Below are 20,551 nucleotides of genomic sequence, written 5' to 3' on the forward strand. Positions count from 1 at the left end.
CGACGAGGTAGATAGGCTGGGGGTGGAAGTGCAGCAATGCATGGAGCTGACCAGTACTAATCGGTCGAGGGCTTATCCAAATATGCAAGTTTTAAGTCGCGTGCGYTTCGTTTCGAATCTAGTTTTCAGAGAACAACACTCTGAAKGAARTGAAAATGGGTACATCACGGAATGTGTGTATGATTTTCAGTTCTGAATGAATGGAAGAAGCCGTAGCTTCGATCCAATCGCGTTTGGTGGCGATGGCGGAGGGGTTCCACACGTACCCATCCCGAACACGACCGTTAAGCCCTCTAGCGCCGATGGTACTTGGACCGCAGGGTCCTGGGAGAGTAGGACGCCGCCAAGCAAATTAAAGACACACCTTGATGAAAATCAGGTGTGTCTTTTTGTATTATCTATACTCTTACCCGTGCTATTGAGGATACGATTGTTCATACATTTGTACAACGGACTAAGCCCAGCCTAATTCTTCAGAGATCAGGCTGGGCTTAGATTCGATCTATTAGTTCAACATACTGGACAATCCATACTACATCTATTTTGCTTCTTCGAATCTCAATGATGCTTAAGATGCTTAATCAGCTTGTAACAGGCCGATCCGCTCGGTCACGGAGCGTTTGCGATAATAGAGTGCTATCGTGATCAGCACGAGCATTTCGGATAAGGGCACAGCCAGCCATACACCCGTTACACCAAAGAATGAAGGCAGGACTGCAATCAGAGCAAGCATAATAATCATCTCGCGTGCGGCTGTGATCCAGATGGCCATTTTGGCATTACCTATGGACTGGAAGTACGTACTCATGACAAAGTTTACTCCCATAAATACATAGGCGATAGTGAAGATCCGCAGTCCGTATACAGCACGATCCGTTACACTACTGCTGAAGTTACCAAAGATTTGTACAAAATATGGGGCTCCGACTTGAACGACGAGAAGCAGAACTACACCGCAAGTTAAGGCTGTTTTAACAGCAATGCGAATGGTCTCTTGAACTCGTTCTGATCGCTGTGCACCATGATAATAACTGATCAGAGGCTGTGCAGCAGAAGCTAGACCAAGGAATGCCATTAAGACAACCCCGTGGATATAATTTAAAACCGTAAACGAGGCAACACCATCCGTACCTCCAATCCGTTCCATCGAGATGTTATGTGAAACCGAAAAGACGGACATACCGAGTTCAGCCAGGAAGCTGGGAAAGCCAATGAGGGCAATGATGCCTAGCAATTTGGTACTCCATGTGAACTTTGTGAATGTAAGATTATTTGATTTTTTGAAAAAGTGACTGAACAGAACGAGCAATGCCAGAGCCGCTGATACAATGGTGCCAAGTGCAACCCCGCGTACTCCCCACTCCAGCACATATAACGTAATATAGTTGATTACAATGTTGGCCACAGCAAAGGTAATCTGGGCATACATTGAGGTGTTTGGACCTCCATCGTTGCGAACAAACACGGATAATGCATTTTCGATCGTAAAAACAAACCCAAAAAGTAACATGATATTCATATAGTCGGCCGCGAAGGGAAAAGTGTCAGCATTTGCACCCAGTGCATATACGAGTTTATCTTTGAATGTAAAGGCCGTGTAACCAATAACCACTGTAGCCAGCGCAATGAGAATAATGGATTTGGTGAACACTTCTTTGGCCTTCTGATGTTCTTTCCTGCCCATATGATTAGAGTATAATGTAGCTCCGCCCATGCCGATCCACAAAGACATCGCCACAAACAAGGTGTATACAGGAGAAGCGATGCCGATTCCAGCCATGGCGGTTGACCCAAGTTTGTGCCCGACCATGATGCCGTCAATAATAAAGTTCAATGCAATGACCAGCATCCCCAGGACTGAAGGCACCAGATAGCTGATAAAAGCTTTGCCTACCGTTTGCCTCTCAAGTGGATGCGTCCAATTCGTACTCATAATGACCTCCGTTTGTAAAATTATAGTGCTCACTGAAATATATTATACTGAACGTTCGTTCTGTATAATAACATGAGTACAATTCAATTGGCAACTTTTCTGAAATTCACACCGTTTATTTGATAGAGTATGAGAGAGGATTTACGCAGGGAGGTAAGATAAATGAAGCAAAACAAGTATGATGAAGATACATTCTTTCAGAATTATAGCAAGATGGATCGCTTCGTTGGAGGGCTGGATGCAGCTGGGGAATGGCATGAACTACAAACATTATTACCTGATCTGAAGGATAAACGAGTACTTGATTTGGGATGCGGTTTCGGCTGGCATTGCCGATATGCGCGTGAACGAAAGGCGGCTTCAGTCATCGGTGTAGACTTATCCGAAAATATGCTGCAGCGTGCACGTGAGCTGACGAATGATCCACAGATTGAATATCGGCAGTTGGCCATCGAAGATATTCATTTTGAACAGAATCAGTTCGATGTGGTTATTAGCTCACTTGCTCTGCATTACATCGAACATTTGCATGAAGTGTATCGTAAAATCAATCATTGTCTAGTCTCTGGCGGGATGTTTATCTTATCTGTTGAACATCCGATATTCACCGCTCGTGCAGAGCAGGACTGGCATTATGATGCYCAAGGGGAGAAACTGCATTGGCCTGTGGATCATTATCATGAACAAGGACAGCGGATCGCAAACTTTTTGGATCATGATGTGGTGAAGTATCATCGGACATTGGCAACACATCTGAATGAATTGATTCGTGCAGGCTTCGTGATTGATCAGGTGGCAGAATCCAAACCCTCTTTGGAGATGATGGAGCAGATTCCCGGTATGTCAGACGAGATTCGAAGACCGATGTTTCTGATGATAGCTGCAACGAAAGAATAATTATGGGCCTCTATAGATCATGACTTTCAAGACTATAATGTGAACCGTTTTTGTTAAATAGAACTTACTTTTAGGAACCAAGGTACAATAAGGTGCGTACTTTTCAATTAGTCATATAACATCTAAACTGATACCTAGGTCATTAACAGCATACAAATTCCATTGATATGCGGGTTCACATCTAATATAAAACAAAGGACGTGGAGAGATTGGACAATACTGTAAAGACAAAGAAAAAAGAAGAGATTTTGCAGGCATTTCAGTTCCGTCATGCCACGAAGTTATTTGATGCATCACGTAAAATTACAGAAGAGGACTTTGCTTTCATACTGGAAACAGGCCGCCTGTCTCCAAGCTCCATCGGGTTTGAGCCATGGAAGTTTTTAATTGTGCAAAATCCGGAATTCCGCCAGCGTTTGTCGGAGGTGTCGTCTGGTGCAAAACGCCAATTGGCTACAGCCAGTCACTTCATTGTGATCTTGGCTCGGACGGATGCAAGCTACAACTCTCCTTATGCAGAGTACATGCTGAAAGAGGTTCAGAATATGCCTGATGATGTTTATGAGCTGACAAGTGCAGCTTACGGTAATTTTCAGAACAATCAGGGCTTCCTTCAAAATGCAAAAACGTTGCTTGACTGGGCATCAAAACAGACATATATTGCACTCGGCAATATGATGACTGCAGCGGCTCAGATTGGTATTGATTCTTGTCCGATTGAGGGTTTCAACTATGCAGAGGTGCATCGTATTCTGGAAGAAGCCGGACTACTTGAGGACGGTGCATGGGATGTGTCGGTGATGGCAGCCTTTGGTTACCGTGCAGAGGAGCCACATCGGGAGAAATCACGCCAGTCTATTGAACAAATTACACACTGGATTAACTAAACTAATATCAGGAATCCTGGCATGTAATTGAGGCAACCTATCAGGATTCTAACTGTGAATAATAACGACTCACACAGAACCAAATAAAATGCAACATCTCACCTTGTATAAAACCACTCCCATTTGTTGTATAACAATAGCCCTTGTAACATACCTTACGGTATCACATTACAAGGGATGTTTTATTTCGCCTGTGTGTATCTACATAAATGAGTAGTTGAAAATACATAGATATCTATGTATAATGAGCTTATGTTAAAACATAATGCTTTTGCAATGATTGCACGAATTAGAGATCATGTGAACAAACGAATTGTTTATGAACTCGAACAGTATGAGATAACAGGCATTGTGCCTTCTCATGGAGATGTCCTTATGTTTCTATATCGTGAAGAGACATTGTCGATCAAAATGCTGGCTGAACGTATTCAGCGTACGCAACCTACAGTAACGGTGCTTGTCAACAAGCTGGAGAAGCTGGGTTATGTCGAACGCAGTAAGAGCGCTGAGGATAGCCGAGTGACCATGATTCGTCTTACGGACAAAGGAAAGCAGCTTGAGCCGATCTTCCGCAAAGTGTCAGATCAGATTAACCAGATGATCTATGCTGATCTGTCTGAAGAGCAGTCAGAGCAGTTGGAGAATTTACTGTCCAAGATTGTCAGACGGTTTTAACCCGTCGGCATATCGTCTTCTGTTTTTAGCTCCAGATGCTTATCTGTACACTATATTAAGATGTATTGAGGGCTTGTTTGAAGGTAGAAACAGAAGGTTTTTTTGCCCATATATATAGATGTCTATGTATGTGGAGGGGATTTAATCGTTAATATTTTAGTAACAGTGCTTCATTGTGAAAATATTTTTTGTATCTAATCGAGGAGGAATTAAACATGAAACATCTTATCGTATACGCTCACCCGCACACCGACAGCTTCAATAAAGCCATTTTGTCTACAGCCGTGACAGCTCTGGAAGCAGAGGGTCATGAGGTTGTTGTTCGTGATCTGTATCAGCTAGGCTTCCAGCCGGTACTAACAGAGGCGGATACAGCTTCGATGCGTGCAGGACAGACTCCGCAAGATATCGCAGTAGAGCAGCAATACGTAACAGAGGCAGAAGCGATTACGTTCATCTATCCAATCTGGTGGACGGGTCTTCCGGCTATTTTGAAAGGGTACGTTGACCGGGTATTTGCTTACGGATTTGCATATGCATCAGGCGCGGCAGGAATTGAGAAATTGTTAACTGGCAAAAAGGGTCTTATGATCAGTACACATGGAACACCAAAGGAAGTGTATGATCAAATCGGTATGACCGATGCGCTGAAGCTAACGTCTGACGCAGGTATTTTTGATTTTGTAGGAATCGAGCCAGTAGGCCATCTGCTCTTCGGTGGTATTGGATATCTGGATGATGCTGCATATCAAGCGATGCTGGATGAAGTGAAACAGACGGTAACAACACGTTTCTAACATATGATTGATCAGATGTGAAGTGCCAAGCCGACTCTTGATGAGTCGGTTTGTTAGTTTATGGGGTTTGGCAAAAGGTCAAAAAGGGGGTATAATCGACCCATGGAACCTATACTCATTTTCAAAGCACTATCCAATGAGACACGCAGACAGATCCTGCTGTGGCTGAAAAACCCGGAGCAACACTTCTCACCACTTGAGCTATCTCATCATCCGGATGGCGGAAAGAATGGTATCTGTGTGGGCACGATTCAACTGAAGGCTGGACTTGCACAGTCTGTCATTTCCAGTTATTTGTTGACGATGCTTAAGGCAGGGTTGCTTTTATCGGAGCGCAGAGGACAATGGACGTACTATCGCCGCAATGAAGAGACGATACAGGCTTTTGCTGAGTACGTACAGCATGAGTTGTAAGCCGGATGCCGGAACGGAAGCCAGGATGAAAAATGCAGCAAGCAGGAGATTCCGTCCGGATGTGAACGGCTATACGTTGCAAGGACATCTGTTGTGTACACGTTGACTTGAGATACTTTTTGGAACATGGCCACATGTAAGAAAAGAATGTGTCTACGGAACACATGATTTAATTGTCAGTTATCAAGTCCATTTTTGCTTATTTATATCTATTTATCTGGATATACGAAAATATAATTACAAAGGAGTATGAATGTTAATGAATACTGCAAATCAACATAAAGAACATATTCAAGACGTCAAACTTTCGGTGCTTGACCTTGCACCCGTCGTGGTGGGATCAACCCCAGCGGATGCCCTTCGCAACAGTCTGGAACTGGCACAACATGCCGAGCGCTGGGGCTATCATCGCTACTGGGTAGCTGAACATCACAATATGCCAGGCATCGCTTCATCTGCAACTTCGGTTGTCATTGGTCACCTTGCGGGCGGAACCAAGACCATTCGTGTAGGCTCAGGTGGCATTATGCTGCCGAACCACGCCCCGCTTGTGATTGCTGAGCAGTTCGGTACGCTTGAATCCTTATATCCAGGCCGCATTGATCTGGGGTTAGGCCGCGCTCCCGGCAGTGACCGTCGTACATCCGTTGCACTGCGCAAAGATATGAATAGTGGAGAAGACTTCCCGGAGCTGCTGTCCGAGCTGCGGGCATACTTTGATGCATCGGCAACATCTTATCATGCACCGGTGCGCGCTGTACCCGGCGAAGGGCTGAACATCCCGATTTATCTGCTGGGCTCCAGCGATTTCAGTGCACGTCTGGCAGGCCAGCTGGGATTGCCTTTTGCTTTTGCCAGCCACTTCTCACCAGATTATACACGTATCGCTTTGGACACCTACCGCAACAGCTTCCAGCCATCAGAGAGTCTGAAGGAGCCTTATGTGATCGTAGGTGTGAACGCCGTGGTAGCTGATACGGACGAAGAGGCTGCGTGGCTTGGAACAACGATGCAACAGCAGTTCCTGAACATTATCCGCGGGACAACAGGACTAGTACAGCCGCCGGCCGTGATGGATGGCAAGTGGACGGACCGCGAGCAAGCCACCGTGGCTCAAACGTTGAAATCAGCGGTAAATGGTTCGCCGGAGAAGGTGCGCGGGCAGCTCGAATCCTTTATTCGCCAGACGCAGGCGGATGAACTCATTATTACGTCGATGATCTATGATCATCAAGCACGCCTGCATTCGTATGAGTTGATCGCTCAGCTGGCGGGAAACGTATAATAGTGTAGCTTGGCAGTAGAATGCGAATAGCATCGGATAGCAAAATGACGGTTCGTCTCCATAAGGAGATGGACCGTTTTTTACATGGGGAAATTTTCAATCTATTGTTGTGGGGCAGGTTGTTCATTTTGGGGTAAAATGACTTTACTTGGCGAATTTGAAACGGTCAAACCGCTCATACGTATAAATCGGGAGTATTATACATATGTTGGCTTGTACAAGTCGATTGTACCCGTCAGGCAAGAAGCGCGATTAAAATGCAAGAAAGATACATAAGAGAGGACGACAAGCCTATGGAGCAACCTGAGCAACCCCGCGTTTGGCCTGAGCGATTCAAACGTTTTTTTCTAAACAACAAGTTTGTTCTGTTCCTGTTAATTCTGCTACTGGTTGGACTGAACATTATGGTGCTGACCAAGGTATCCTTTGTGTTCCACCCACTGGCGGTATTAATTAAAACGATTGTCCTGCCCATTATTCTGTCGGGTATACTTTATTACCTGCTCAATCCGCTTGTGGATGTGATGGAGCGATGGAAAATCAAGCGAGGCTGGGGGATTCTGATTCTCTATCTCGCGATTGGCGGCATTCTGACCATTGTGGTGCTAGCAGTTATTCCTGTGTTGCGTAATCAGATTATGGGGCTGATTGCCAACTTCCCTACTTACAGTGAAAACGTAAGGGAACAATTCGAGGAATTGACAGGCAACAAGCTGTTCAGCCAGGTGCAGGAGACCATTAACATGAACTGGCAGGATTGGTGGGGCACGATTTCCACAAAAGCAACCGAGATCCTCAACTCGACCTGGACGAAGCTTGGCGGATTCCTTGGTGCATTTACCGAGACGGTGTTATCCATCGTAACCGTACCGTTCATCTTATTCTATCTGCTGAAAGACGGCAAGAAACTGCCAGACAAGATTTTGTCCTTTTTGCCAATCAAAAGCCGTACCGGTGCAATGCATGTGTTGCATGATATCAACCACCAGATCAGTTCATTTATCCGTGGACAGATTATCGTCAGCTTCTGTATCGGTGTGCTGCTTTATATCGGTTACATGGTCATCGGTTTGGATTATGCCCTGATTCTTGCAATCATTGCTTCCTTCACGAGTGTAGTTCCTTATCTGGGTCCTGCGATTGCCATTACGCCAGCTTTGATTGTAGCACTGGTGACATCGCCAGTGATGTTGCTGAAAATGATTGCCGTGTGGACAATTGTGCAGTTGATTGAAGGTAAACTTATCTCGCCGCAGATTATGGGTAAAACACTCAAAATTCATCCAATCACCATCATCTTTGTCATTCTGACTTCAGGAAACTTGTTCGGTGTAGTCGGTATTCTGCTCGCGGTTCCGGGGTACGCTGTACTCAAAGTGGTGGTGTCCCATATTTTCAATATGTTCAAGGACAAATCGGGTCTGTACGATCCAAAGAACAACAATTTGTTGTAGTTAAATAAGGTAAGGACGATTATAAATATTCAGTTAAAACGGTTCCCTTACACAACAGAACCCCCGCCCATCGGCTTGATGCCGAGAGACGGGGGTTCTGTTGGTTTAAACCGGCAGGCAGCAGCCTAGCCGTGTTTGATATGCTGGAGCGTTTGCAGGAAAATTTGCTCAATGTGAGCATCATCCAAAGAGTAATACACCGTCTTGCCTTCCTTGCGACGCTTCACAATCCGCATGTTGCGGAGTGAGCGCAGCTGATGAGAGATGGCTGACTGACCCATGTCGAGTAGCACCGTTAGATCGTGCACACATAATTCTTTCTGTAACAGCGCATCAATAATACGTAGACGTGTTGGATCACTAAATGCTTTGAACCAATCTGCCATCTCGGAAGAGGTGTCCCGATCTATAAGTGAGGTGCGAATGGTTTGCACATCGGCTTCCGTACCTGAGCAGGCTTCATCGCAATCATGTGGAGCTTTAACCGGTTGTTCCATTCCTATCACCGCCTATGTTTAACAACTGATAGCTCTATTATATCCAAAAAACGCCTAAAGCGAAATGATTACTAATAGGGCGTGTCTTGAAACCGACTGAAGTGCATCTTTTACCGCCTTTTCGCCCCCTTCTGCGTCACTTTCCCTTGACGTGCCCCGGCACGCCTGCGGTAAACTTCCTGGCTTGGAACGAAAATTCGGCAAAATCTGCTTCCTTCAGCGTTTTCAGACACGCCCTGCATATTCTGTATCCAAAATCAACAACTCGTGTTGACACTCCGGTTTGGGCATGCATATAATAGGGTTAATTAAACATATGAATGATTGCTYATATATTATTAAATACAAGATTATATAAAAAAAGATGAACTATTTTTTACACAAAAACGGAGAGGACAGAAAAAACCTGGAAAAGCGGAGCGTTCGCCTGAAAGCTTTCTGAAAAGAAAGCTACATCGGAAGCATACGCTTATCACCAAATTTCCCTCTGAAGATGAAAGGGATAAAAGAAATTTGGGGATAACAGCGATTGGAAGGTTATTCTGTCATCGTAGTGCTCGTGTAATACCTTTAGTTCAACTTTTTTCGGACTGCAAAGGGGAGAATTCACATGGGAACCGGACAGGAACAGGTGAAAAGGGAACTGCTGCTTGACGGACTGGATTGTGCGAACTGTGCACTTAAGATTGAAAATGGTGTGAGTAAAATTAAGGGCATTAACGAATGCTCCGTTAATTTTGTGACCAAAACGTTATCGATGTACACCACATCGGATATGGATGAGCAAGTGGTGGAGGAAGCAAAGCGTAAGGTACTTCGGCTGGAGCCACATATTCGTATTTCGGAAAAACGCCAAGGCCGTCAGGGTCAAAGCCAATCGCTACGCAGTTATAATAGTGATGATGAGGCTCAGCAAGTAGGAGAGCATAGCCATTCTCACGACCACCATCATGACCATGACCATCATGATCATTCGAATACTCACGCTCCATTCCATAGTGGTCATACGCATGCAAAGGTGGCGAATGGGGCGGGCACACATCAACATCAGAGTCATGCACATTCACATGACCATGTTCACGATCACGGGCATAATCATGCGCACGACCACAGCCGTGCACATAGCCGCGCGGAGAGTGGTGATGCTCATGAAGGGCACTCACATGAACATGGTGCCGGACAGACCAAAACACTACTAGCTCGCCTAGCGACTGGGTCTGTGCTGCTTGCCGCAGCAATATGGTCACCACTGGATGGCTGGGCACAGCTTGCGCTATATGTAGTGGCTTATATTATCGCTGGCGGCGATATCGTGTTACAGGCATTTAAAAACATCATTCGCGGTCAGGTGTTCGATGAATACTTCTTAATGACGGTTGCGACGCTTGGTGCGTTTGCCATCGGAGAGTATCCGGAAGGTGTTGCGGTCATGCTGTTCTATCAGCTCGGAGAGCTGTTCCAGGGCATGGCGGTCAACCGCTCACGTAAGTCAATTCAGTCTCTGATGGATATTCGCCCGGACTATGCGAATGTACTCACAGGTGCAGGGGAAGAGACGCGGCGTGTCTCCCCGGAAGAGGTTCGCATTGGCGACCGTATCGTAGTTAAGGCTGGAGAACGTGTACCTCTGGACGGTATTGTGAAGGCAGGCCGCTCTATGGTTGACACATCAGCACTGACAGGGGAATCTGTTCCACGGGAGTTGGAGACGGGAAGTGACGTGCTCAGCGGTTTTGTGAACAAAAACGGCATGTTAACCATCGAGGTCACCAAAACCTTTGGAGAATCCACGGTATCCAAAATTCTCGATATGGTGCAGAATGCTAGCAGCCGCAAGGCGAAAACGGAACATTTTATCAGCAAATTTGCCCGGTATTATACACCGGTTGTGGTCATTCTCGCTGCGCTTATTGCCTTCGTTCCACCTTTGCTGCTTAGCGGTGCAACGTTTGCGGACTGGATCTATCGTGCACTGGTGTTTCTCGTCATTTCATGCCCTTGTGCGCTCGTTGTGTCGATTCCGCTTGGTTTCTTCGGTGGTATTGGTGCGGCTTCGCGAAACGGCATTCTGGTCAAAGGCAGTAATTATCTGGAGGCTCTGAATGACGTTAAAGTGGTGGTTTTCGATAAAACGGGTACACTAACCAAAGGTGTTTTCAAAGTCACATCTGTTCACCCCGATGGCGCACGTACAGAAGAAGAAATAATGAAGCTGGCGGCGATTGCCGAAGCAAACTCCAATCATCCGATTGCTGAATCGATTCGTGCAGCTTGGGGAAAAGATATTCCCTCACAAGGTGTGGATGGGTATGACGAGGTAGCTGGACACGGAATCAAAGTAAATGTGAACGGTCAGGAAGTGCTCGCAGGCAACGCGAAGTTGATGGAACAGGCAGGGATTATGTATACGAAGCCGCAAACAGTCGGAACGGTCGTGCATATCGCCGAAGCTGGCAAGTATGTCGGACATCTGATCATTGCGGACGAAGTGAAGGATGATGCAGCGGCAGCGATACAGGCACTTCAAAAGCTAGGCATTCGCAAAACAGTGATGCTGACCGGTGATGCCAAAGCGGTGGGCGAAGCGGTTGCACACCAACTTGGGGTGGATGAGGTTCATGCTGAACTTCTGCCACAGGACAAAGTCGAACGGCTGGAGCAACTGGAAGCGGCCAAATTACCGAAGGAAAAGATGATCTTTGTCGGTGATGGCATTAACGATACTCCTGTTCTGGCACGTGCCGATGTGGGTGTAGCGATGGGCGGACTTGGATCGGACGCGGCGATTGAAGCAGCGGATGTGGTCATCATGACGGATGAGCCCTCCAGAATCGCAAGTGCCATCCGTATTGCCAAGCGAACACGCCGCATCGTCTGGCAGAATATCGGATTTGCATTAGGCGTCAAAGCCATCTTCCTGCTGCTCGGTGTATTCGGGATTGCCACCATGTGGGAAGCCGTTTTCTCCGATGTGGGTGTGACGGTGCTCGCGGTACTGAATGCGATGCGGGTTCTGCGAATCAAGGACGTTTAAATTGATGAAACGTACAGCACGGCTCTGCGTATATACGTAGAGCCGTTTTACTATTTTTATGGCTGATGAGTTGTGGATCTGAAAGTTAAAGAGAAGAGAAGGAGCGAGCATTTTGGCAGGAGCATTGTTGGGGATTATCTGCGGAGTATGTTATTTCATTTTGGGATTGATGGTGTATAAGAAGCCGCCAAAACAAATTAACGGAATATATGGGTACCGGACACCACGGGCCATGAGCGACCCAAGGTTATGGGAAGAAGCACAGCGGTACAGTTCGGCATTGATGATGCAGTTTGGTTTTATTATCACGGCTTTTGGTGTCATCGGTTTCTGGCTTACAGATGTGCGGGCATTGGTGTTAAGTCTAGTTGCTGTGGGCTTTTATACTATCAGGCTGTTCACTCGGGTGGAAGGACGTCTGAAACAGATGCAGCGAGCAGATCAGGGACAGGACAAGCAGGGGAAATGAGGTAAAATAAGGTCAAGACAAGACAAGACAAGTAATGTTAATGAATATGTGCAGAACAACAAACTTAATGACCTGTATAATCATCGAGATCCGCGTATGCGGGTCTTTTTTGTCTTCATTGAGCTTCTGCTCCAAATCGGTAATGGTTCATATGATGAATCATTTCATTAATCCTTCTAAGAGATACGGTATGATTAAAATCTAACGTTGACGTTAATGTTAGTTTTATATATAATTATGTACATAATATTAATGACATATGAGAGAGGTGGAGCAAATGAGTTTATACAAAATTGATGATGTCGCCAAAGCCTGCGGACTGACGAAACGTACCATTCGATATTATGAAGAGATTGGTGTGATGCCTTCACCTCAGCGAACAGATGGAGGAACGAGGCTGTATTCACAGGACGACATTGATTATTTAAAGAAAGTGGTTCGAGCGAAAGAGGTGCTCGGTTTCTCATTACAGGAACTGCATGCCTATGTAGCCACAGCAGATGCGCTGAACGAGCAGCGTTTTGACTACCAGCAGACGACCGAGGTGAAGGAACGGATCGATAAGCTCACCCGAATGGAAGCCACATTGGATGGTCAGTTGCAGTTGCTGGAGCAGAAGCTTCAGAGTATTCACGCCGTACAACAGGAGCTGGAGGAGCTACGAGAACGTGTTAAGACAGGTATAGAAACATTGAGAAGTCGCGCTGAACATAAGAACGGAAATGAAAACGACTAATGGATTAACAACATGAACTGAATGAGAAGAAAAGAAAGTGAGAAGAAATGAAAAGAAGTGAAAAAAAGCTTCACAAATAAACGGAATTAACTGAACTGGAAACCTGTGAGAATGTCTCAAGTTAATCTGGGCATGAGATGGATCAACTACGATTGTGTGCTGTAGTACATACACTGGAAACAACTCCGGTGTGCTTGTGCTGTTTTGGCGTCCTATGTATTGAAAATACGAACGAATTATTCTGAAAAATTTCAACGTTTGAAAAAACAAAAAAACAACATACCATTCAACATCGGAGGAATGACCTATGAAAAGAGAACCATCACTACCTGACGAATTGCCGTCATCCCGTGGAGGTCTGCTGTCCCAGCCACGAGCGGTCTGGGCTGTAGCCTTCGCATGTATCATCTCGTTTATGGGACTCGGCCTGGTAGACCCGATATTGCCGGCCATCGCGGATCAACTACATGCGTCTAAAAGCCAAGTGTCCTTGCTGTTTACCAGCTATAACGCGGTAACCGGGATTGCCATGCTGATTACGGGTGTGGTATCCAGCCGTATCGGTGTTAAATGGACACTGCTCAGCGGTATATTGCTAATTATTGTCTTTTCGTTCCTTGGCGGTACATCGGACACGGTCGGAGCGCTGGTTGGTTATCGCGGGGGCTGGGGACTTGGGAATGCCTTGTTCATCGCCACCGCGTTGTCAGCCATTGTTGGCTTGTCCACATCGGGGACAGCCAAGGCTATTATTTTATACGAAGCAGCATTAGGTCTCGGGATTGCCGTTGGACCGCTGCTGGGCGGGGAACTGGGTTCCATCTCTTGGCGCGGCCCGTTCTACGGGGTAGCAGCCCTGATGGCGATTGCTTTTATCAGCATCATGTTTATGTTGCCCAAAATGGCTAAACCGAAAACGCGCAGCACCTTATCCGATCCGTTCAAAGCGCTCGGGTACCCTTCACTGAAAACGTTGGCGATTACCGCCTTTTTATATAACTTTGGATTCTTTACCTTGATGGCTTATTCCCCTTATGTCATGAAACTGGACGAACACGGTCTCGGTTATGTCTTCTTCGGCTGGGGATTGATGCTGGCGATCACGTCCGTCTTTGTGGCACCAAAGCTGCAGCGCCGATTTGGCTCCGTGCCATCAATGAGTGTCATGCTCACGTTGTTTGCGCTGGACTTGCTGGTGATGGCTGCTGGTACGGTAATGGGATCATCGACAACGGTGATCGTTGCGGTTATCGTGGCAGGTATCTTCCTTGGAATAAACAATACTTTGATTACAACAGCTGTGATGGAGGCAGCACCAGTGGAACGTTCCGTAGCATCTGCGGCTTACAGCTTTGTGCGGTTTATGGGTGGTGCGCTCGCACCTTGGCTTGCAGGTAAATTATCGGAATGGTTTTTGCCAGAAACGCCGTTTTACTTCGGTGCGCTGATGGTGCTGATTGGTGTGGTTGTACTGCTGATGCGCCGTCGTCACCTGCGGGATATCGATGCGTCGATTACAGCTCATTAATGTTATCAATCACAGCTCATTAATGATCATCAATGCTCACTAATGGTTAATGGATATATTGCGATTTGAGCGCTCGCGAATAAACATTGTGGATAGAGCCTATTCATTTTTGCTAATAACATCCATGAACTTTTATTAAGGATATTTGACGGATGCAGACCTTAACAAACAAACAAATAAACAGAACAGAATAGAAGAAAAGAACAGAAAATAATAACAGAAAATAAGAACAAATAAACAAACAATATTTCGTGCGTATCAACAGACTGGAGGAATTAATATGCTAAAACGAATATTGGTCGCTGTGGATGAATCGGATCATGCGAGTAAGGCCTTGGAGCAGGCCCTGATGCTGGCTGAACAGATGAAACATTCTGTCAATTTGACTATCGTGCACGTGAATCCATCGATCTCAATTAACGAGCCCGCGCTTGGCGTAGATCTGGAGGAACGCGTTGCAGAAGAAGGGAAGCACATGATCGAGCCGGTAATTGAGCAATTGGATAGCCGCGGGGTGTCCTATGAGACGATGCTGGTCGCAGGTGATCCAGTAACAGAAATCTGTCGCATTGCACGTGAACAACAAGTTGATCTGATTGCGATAGGTACCGGCGGGAAAAGGTTGCTGGCAGAGATTGTAGTCGGCAGTGTTAGTCACGGTGTGCTGAAGCATGCCGAATGTCCGGTTTTGACGGTGAAATAAAGCTGCAACAATTCTAACGATCTCAGGAGAGCTTATTTTGCGGAAAAATACCCTTTTGAAATTCTAACGATCCGTAGAGACGTTATTTGGTCTTTTCAGTGTGAAAAATGGGTAATTATCGTGTTTTAGAATGAAATAAGGTTTGTGGTGATCGTTAGAATTCTATTCGCCTCAAATCTGGCTAAATAAGGTTCCTGGTGATCGTTAGAGCTGAGGAGTATCATCCTATGCCAGCCCTGTGGTTCAACCGACTACTTTCATATTGAGAGTTATAGCTTATGGACCACAGTAACGGAAACCAATAACAACGCACAGTAGTGATGCTCAGACACAGCCTGACCAACGATTACTACTGAGTAACTTTCTATCATTTCGTCCACTGGGTGGATGAGCGCGAAATAGTGTATAACTAGAGTAGGGGTTATCTAAATAGTTACTTTCTTGCAAGGGATGAGTATCAATGAATGCGTTTGATGCTGAATCGTGAGAATGTGAGGAATCGAAGGAACGGAGGATGCGTTTATGAAAAAACAACATCTGCTTATCGGCGGCAAGCATACCGAATCAGTACAATATACAACACTCCAGGCGCCGTATTCCGGGGAATCGTTGGCAGAAGTGGCTTCTGCCTCGGCAGAGGAGACTGAGGCTGCCATTGCGGCGGCTGTGAAGGCTCGTAAAGCGATGCGCCAGATGCCTGCACATCAGCGTGCGGACTTACTGTACAAGCTGTCCGCCATGCTGGAGGAACGCAAAGAAGAGGCAGCTCGCGTCGTCGCACTGGAGGCGGCAAAGCCGATTACTGCGGCAAGAGCCGAGATCGATCGTACGATCGAGACTTATCGGTTTGCTGCCGAAGAAGCAAAACGTTTAACCGGAGAGACGGTTCCGATGGATGCTGCCAAAGGTGGCGAAGGTCGCATTGGTTATACGATGCGGCAGCCACTCGGGGTCATTGGCGCGATTACGCCGTTTAATTTTCCCATGAATCTGGTTGCACACAAGGTTGGACCCGCGCTGGCTGCCGGGAATACAATCGTGCTTAAACCTGCGGAACAGACACCGCTGTCTGCCTATTACATCGCGAATCTGCTCCAAGAGGCAGGATTGCCAGATGGTGCGTTAAACGTTGTAAGCGGTGAAGGTAAAACGATTGGTGATGTGCTCGTAGGGCATCCTGATGTGGCTTACATCACATTCACTGGCAGCCCAGCCGTTGGGACAAGTATCCGCAGCAACGCTGGATTGAAACGAGTTACGCTGGAGCTGGGTTCCAATGCGGCTGTCATTGTAGACAAGGATGCTGATCTGGACAAGGTAATCCCGCGCTGTGTTATAGGCGCATTCACCTATCAGGGGCAGGTATGCATTTCATTACAGCGTATCTATGTGCATCAGGCGATTGCTGAGCAGTTTATTCAGCGCTTTGCCGAAGCAGCTGCACAGGTTGTGATCGGTGATCCGCTGAATGAGGATACGGTTGTGTCCGCACTTATTACTTCTAAGGATGTGCAGCGCACTCTGGACTGGATCAATGAGGCGAAACAGGCGGGAGCAACGGTTGCAGCTGGTGGCGAGGCTGAAGGCGGCGTGCTGCGTCCAACAGTGCTCGTGAATGTGCCCCGTGATGCCAAGGTATCCTGTCAGGAAGTATTTGCGCCGATTGTTGTGATTAACTCGGTGGATTCAGTAGACGAGGGTATCCAGCATGTCAACGACTCCATGTATGGACTTCAGGCAGGAGTATTCACGAATGATATTCAAACAGCGCTTCGAGCTGTGGATGAAATTGAAGCGGGCGGTGTAATGATCAATGATATTCCGACATTCCGGGTGGATCATATGCCGTACGGCGGGGTGAAGCAAAGTGGCATCGGGCGTGAAGGTGTGAAGTATGCAACGGAAGAAATGACGGAATTGAAGTTTGTCATGTTTAATAAAAATTAACCGAGTTCGGCAATTGTAATAAAGCGATAGCTATAAATTTTCTGAAAATCCTGTACCTATCTCATAGATACAGGATTTTTTGGGTATAAACGATTACCAAAAACGATTGCCAAAAGGATAACTTTGTCTAAAAAAATTCATTATTTTTCTTCAATGACTACAGGTTCACATTGAGTGAGGAGGGTATTAATTAGGTAACATCCTGCAAGCAACTGTCTGAATTGTTGTTTCATAGAGCATGGGTGCACGTATTTTTTTAACTACGGGTTCCAATCTTTATGGATGATGATAAGGTTGGCTGCGTACAGCTGGAGGACTAGTGGAGTTTTTTCAAAACATCCAGTGTAAAAGAGTTCTGCCGTACCGAGCAGGATAAGGTTTTGCATGTCAATTCTTTTGTGTTTCTTTAATATAACGCAATTACAATGCGGCGGGTGAAGATTCTGAACACGCAGATCAGGTAGGAGGTGAACTCATATGGCGTATTCTATGACGGATGTATCCGGTATGTCAGGTGTGAGCTTAAGTGAGTTAAGCCATTATGCGGAGCTGGGGTTACTGTCTCCTGCTTTTCGCGGACTGGATGAAGATATGTATTATGAAAAAAGGGAGTTGCTGAAACTTCAGCAAATTTTGTTCTGCAAGGAGGTTGGCGTGCCAGAGAAAGAGATCAGTTCTATGCTTAAAGAAGAACCTCTGGAAATGGTACGTGTGATGCAACAGCATCGTATCCGCCTTCTGGAGGAAGCCCTTCGCCTGCACGGTTTGATCCAGACGTTGGATCGAACGGTCTCCTTTCTTCAAGAAGAGCAGACAATGGAGGAGCATGAACTGTACCGTGGTTTTGCGCATGATACAGGTCATACCCGGCTTCCAGAAGCAGATCAAACACAGTACTCGCATAATACATTACGGGAAAGCGATCTGAACACCGAGAAGATGGAACTGAAATCCAAGGAGGATTTCTTGGATTCACAGGCCCAGATTGATCGGATTCATCTCGATTTGAAACAGGCACTTGAGCTTGGCCTTGAGCCGAGCAGTCCGGATGTGCAGAAAATTATTGGAAGACACCTTGAATGGATCAAAGGGTATTACACACCTACGGCAGAGATCTATCGGGATTTGGCCAATCTCTATGTGGAGCACCGGGATTTTCGGAACATGTATGATGGCTACCATCCGCGATTGGCAGAGTTTCTGCGTGAGGGAATGATTATCAAAGCGGCACAGGATCTATCCTAGATGCATAAAGTAACATGGGCGGGCAGAACATCGGTGTGAACATAGCAACAAAAAGCGCAGACCTCTGAGAGGCTGCGCTTTTTGTTAACACATATCGATGGCACCATTATATGGCGTGAGAACACAAATTCTCTTGTTCGAATGAATTGTAAATGATTCAAAACGGCTTACAGTTGCTCAACGAGCAAGCTGACGGCTTTTTCCAGGAAGATACGATCTTCATCGTCAAAACGATTTTTGATCGGGCTGTCGATATCTAACACCCCGTATAATTGTCCGTCTTTGACAATCGGAACAACGATCTCACTATTGGAAGCAGCATCACAGGCGATATGGCCTGGGAAAGCATGAACATCATCAACTACGAGTGTACGTCTCTCCGCAGCAGATGTACCGCATACTCCGCGTCCAAGTGGAATACGGATGCAAGCAGGCAATCCCTGGAAAGGCCCGAGGACCAGTTCTTTTCCATCATACAGATAGAATCCGACCCAGTTGGTGTCGGTTAGAAATACATTGAGCAGCGCAGCAGCGTTAGCCAGATTGGCAATCGCACTAGGTTCATCGCGGATCAGAGCACTTAACTGTCCCAGGACGGCGGTGTGCTGCTCGCTTCGTGTTCCTTCATAGGAAACAGCTTGAAACATGGTGAATCACCCTCCCGAGCAAAAATGGTACTTATTTTCAAGATTAGTGCAGAGGATGCGGTTAGTCAAGCGGAATGATTTTGGAAAGAGGTGGAATTTCCTGAATCATGCACCTGTTTCTCGGGTAGTTTCGCGGGGTAATTACTTAGCAACCAAGAAGGGCTACAACCCTGGAAGGAGCTTAGCTTATGCATGCAGAAGTACAGAACCTATTTGTACGAATTCATCTTCTATATTTTGCCCAAAATGAGGATCTAACCGTAAGCGATGCACTGCCTATGTTAGAAGAACGAGGATATCGCGTGGGTGAACGTGAGATCAAGCAGGAGCTTGAACACCTGACGCAAGAGAACTTCCTGACTGCCCACGGAGACCAGTGGAGCCTGACCGGGACAGGTATTGAGGAGTATAAGGAAATTGTTGCCGTGCTTGGACGGGTAAGCGAGGAATTGCTTGCTAGCAGCAAGAAAGCTTCTCCGGCTTAAGGGTTTAGGAGATCCGGCTTTGCGAGAAGCTGAGTGAAACAGGAATAACCCTCGGCGTAAACAGGACAACCTGTGCTGGTGGATTCATAGGTACGTCAAAACCGGGAGCAGATGCGCCCGGTTTTTTGATATGATCTGAGGAGTGAACGGTTGCCAATTGGTGCAGGTTATGGTTAGATGGCTAATGAATCTTATGGTCTGCAAGAAAGATCGGATCGGAGTGTCAGGTAATGTATAAATGTAAAGGAAGAATCCCGGAGCTTGAGACTGCGCGGCTTCGTTTGCGTAAAATGCGCCGCAAGGATGCGGCCGAGATGTTCGTACACTGGTCAGACCGGGAAGTTACGCGGTATATGAATCTCGCACCCATGATTGGGACAAGCGAGGCGGCCGACATGATCGGGCTGCTGAATCATATGGCAGGGGAAGAGGATGCCATTCGGTGGGGCATCGAACTAAAGGCTACCGGCAAACTTATCGGCAGCTGCGGATTCAACACATGGCAGCTGGAAGGTGCATTTCGTGGTGAGATCGGATATGAGCTTGGTCGTGAGTACTGGCGTTACGGGTATATGTCCGAGGCATTCACGGCACTGCTACCCTTTGGTTATGAGACCATGGGATTAAACCGGATTGAAGCTCTTGTGGACCCGCGCAATGCAGCTTCGGGCACGTTTCTGACAAGTCAGGGCTTCACACGTGAGGGCCTGCTACGCCAGGTGCAGCATACGTCTACGGGATACAAGGACATGGTGATGTACTCGCTATTATATGATGAGTTTCTCCGCAATAAGAGAAGGTAGTGGAAAGTAAGGTAGGAAAAGATACTTAATTTATTTTGAGATTACAACATTAACGGAGAGACAGAACAAAGCTGGAGAAGTGGAACGTTCACCTAAAAGCTTTCGGCACGAAAGC

At 46.5% G+C, this 20,551-nt stretch carries 19 protein-coding genes and 2 rRNA genes; 18 read left to right on the forward strand and 3 right to left on the reverse strand.

Annotated features, from left to right (window positions below; genetic code table 11):
• Both AB4Z30_RS29335 and rrf read left to right on the forward strand, forming a co-directional pair.
• A 23S ribosomal RNA gene (locus AB4Z30_RS29335) occupies positions 1-80 on the forward strand; the annotation flags it as partial.
• Between the two features lie 152 nt (positions 81-232).
• Positions 233-349 (forward strand): 5S ribosomal RNA (gene rrf / locus AB4Z30_RS29340).
• Positions 350-577: 228 nt separating this feature from the next.
• On the opposite strand, the gene AB4Z30_RS29345 is transcribed toward rrf, so the two are convergent.
• Positions 578-1,933: an MATE family efflux transporter gene (locus AB4Z30_RS29345; protein WP_441931134.1), complete on the reverse strand. Its 1,356-nt coding sequence runs from the start codon at positions 1,931-1,933 to the stop codon at positions 578-580.
• A gap of 162 nt (positions 1,934-2,095) precedes the next feature.
• Between AB4Z30_RS29345 and AB4Z30_RS29350 the strand changes: the two genes are divergently transcribed.
• The 7 genes from AB4Z30_RS29350 (at position 2,096) to AB4Z30_RS29380 (ending at position 8,342) form a co-directional block, all read left to right on the forward strand.
• Positions 2,096-2,830, forward strand: coding sequence for a class I SAM-dependent methyltransferase (locus AB4Z30_RS29350; RefSeq protein WP_441931135.1), 735 nt, complete (start codon positions 2,096-2,098; stop codon positions 2,828-2,830).
• Positions 2,831-3,039: 209 nt separating this feature from the next.
• Complete coding sequence (locus AB4Z30_RS29355; protein WP_441931136.1) at positions 3,040-3,717, forward strand: NAD(P)H-dependent oxidoreductase; 678 nt, start codon at positions 3,040-3,042, stop codon at positions 3,715-3,717.
• Positions 3,718-3,969: 252 nt separating this feature from the next.
• Positions 3,970-4,392, forward strand: coding sequence for a MarR family winged helix-turn-helix transcriptional regulator (locus AB4Z30_RS29360; RefSeq protein WP_441931137.1), 423 nt, complete (start codon positions 3,970-3,972; stop codon positions 4,390-4,392).
• Positions 4,393-4,607: 215 nt separating this feature from the next.
• The gene (locus AB4Z30_RS29365) at positions 4,608-5,189 is read left to right on the forward strand and encodes an NAD(P)H-dependent oxidoreductase (RefSeq protein ID WP_441931138.1); all 582 of its coding nucleotides are present in this window, start codon (positions 4,608-4,610) and stop codon (positions 5,187-5,189) included.
• 102 nt (positions 5,190-5,291) lie between these two features.
• Positions 5,292-5,603, forward strand: coding sequence for an ArsR/SmtB family transcription factor (locus AB4Z30_RS29370; RefSeq protein WP_434748169.1), 312 nt, complete (start codon positions 5,292-5,294; stop codon positions 5,601-5,603).
• Between the two features lie 259 nt (positions 5,604-5,862).
• Entirely contained in the window at positions 5,863-6,888 is a 1,026-nt protein-coding gene (locus tag AB4Z30_RS29375; protein ID WP_441931139.1) for an LLM class flavin-dependent oxidoreductase, read from the forward strand.
• A 293-nt stretch (positions 6,889-7,181) separates the two neighbouring features.
• The gene (locus tag AB4Z30_RS29380; protein ID WP_441931140.1) at positions 7,182-8,342 is read left to right on the forward strand and encodes an AI-2E family transporter; all 1,161 of its coding nucleotides are present in this window, start codon (positions 7,182-7,184) and stop codon (positions 8,340-8,342) included.
• A 125-nt stretch (positions 8,343-8,467) separates the two neighbouring features.
• On the opposite strand, the gene AB4Z30_RS29385 is transcribed toward AB4Z30_RS29380, so the two are convergent.
• Positions 8,468-8,839 carry an ArsR/SmtB family transcription factor gene (locus AB4Z30_RS29385; protein WP_434748166.1) on the reverse strand — a complete coding sequence of 124 codons (372 nt, stop codon included), beginning with the start codon at positions 8,837-8,839 and terminating at the stop codon, positions 8,468-8,470.
• 610 nt (positions 8,840-9,449) lie between these two features.
• Here AB4Z30_RS29385 and AB4Z30_RS29390 point away from each other — a divergent pair.
• From AB4Z30_RS29390 to AB4Z30_RS29420, 7 genes are all read left to right on the forward strand, one after another.
• Positions 9,450-11,873 (forward strand): heavy metal translocating P-type ATPase, encoded by a 2,424-nt coding sequence (locus AB4Z30_RS29390; RefSeq protein ID WP_441931141.1) that lies wholly within the window; start codon positions 9,450-9,452, stop codon positions 11,871-11,873.
• A gap of 112 nt (positions 11,874-11,985) precedes the next feature.
• Complete coding sequence (locus tag AB4Z30_RS29395; RefSeq protein WP_441931142.1) at positions 11,986-12,342, forward strand: SdpI family protein; 357 nt, start codon at positions 11,986-11,988, stop codon at positions 12,340-12,342.
• A 277-nt stretch (positions 12,343-12,619) separates the two neighbouring features.
• Positions 12,620-13,078: a helix-turn-helix domain-containing protein gene (locus AB4Z30_RS29400; protein ID WP_441931143.1), complete on the forward strand. Its 459-nt coding sequence runs from the start codon at positions 12,620-12,622 to the stop codon at positions 13,076-13,078.
• Positions 13,079-13,385: 307 nt separating this feature from the next.
• Positions 13,386-14,606 (forward strand): MFS transporter, encoded by a 1,221-nt coding sequence (locus tag AB4Z30_RS29405; RefSeq protein WP_441931144.1) that lies wholly within the window; start codon positions 13,386-13,388, stop codon positions 14,604-14,606.
• A gap of 280 nt (positions 14,607-14,886) precedes the next feature.
• Positions 14,887-15,309: a universal stress protein gene (locus AB4Z30_RS29410; protein ID WP_441931145.1), complete on the forward strand. Its 423-nt coding sequence runs from the start codon at positions 14,887-14,889 to the stop codon at positions 15,307-15,309.
• Between the two features lie 522 nt (positions 15,310-15,831).
• Positions 15,832-17,256 (forward strand): aldehyde dehydrogenase family protein, encoded by a 1,425-nt coding sequence (locus AB4Z30_RS29415; protein WP_441931146.1) that lies wholly within the window; start codon positions 15,832-15,834, stop codon positions 17,254-17,256.
• A 477-nt stretch (positions 17,257-17,733) separates the two neighbouring features.
• A complete protein-coding gene (locus AB4Z30_RS29420; protein WP_441931147.1) occupies positions 17,734-18,501 on the forward strand; it encodes a MerR family transcriptional regulator in 768 nt (255 codons plus the stop codon).
• Positions 18,502-18,668: 167 nt separating this feature from the next.
• On the opposite strand, the gene AB4Z30_RS29425 is transcribed toward AB4Z30_RS29420, so the two are convergent.
• Positions 18,669-19,148: a GAF domain-containing protein gene (locus tag AB4Z30_RS29425; protein ID WP_441931148.1), complete on the reverse strand. Its 480-nt coding sequence runs from the start codon at positions 19,146-19,148 to the stop codon at positions 18,669-18,671.
• 188 nt (positions 19,149-19,336) lie between these two features.
• On the opposite strand from AB4Z30_RS29425, the gene AB4Z30_RS29430 reads away from it, so the two are divergent.
• Together AB4Z30_RS29430 and AB4Z30_RS29435 are read left to right on the forward strand one after the other, a co-directional pair.
• Positions 19,337-19,633, forward strand: coding sequence for a hypothetical protein (locus AB4Z30_RS29430; RefSeq protein WP_441931149.1), 297 nt, complete (start codon positions 19,337-19,339; stop codon positions 19,631-19,633).
• Positions 19,634-19,863: 230 nt separating this feature from the next.
• Positions 19,864-20,436 carry a GNAT family N-acetyltransferase gene (locus AB4Z30_RS29435; RefSeq protein ID WP_441931150.1) on the forward strand — a complete coding sequence of 191 codons (573 nt, stop codon included), beginning with the start codon at positions 19,864-19,866 and terminating at the stop codon, positions 20,434-20,436.
• The last annotated feature ends 115 nt before the right edge of the window (positions 20,437-20,551 follow it).

This window comes from Paenibacillus sp. 2TAF8 (genome assembly GCF_052114825.1).
In the GTDB taxonomy this organism is placed as follows: Bacteria; Bacillota; Bacilli; order Paenibacillales; family Paenibacillaceae; genus Paenibacillus.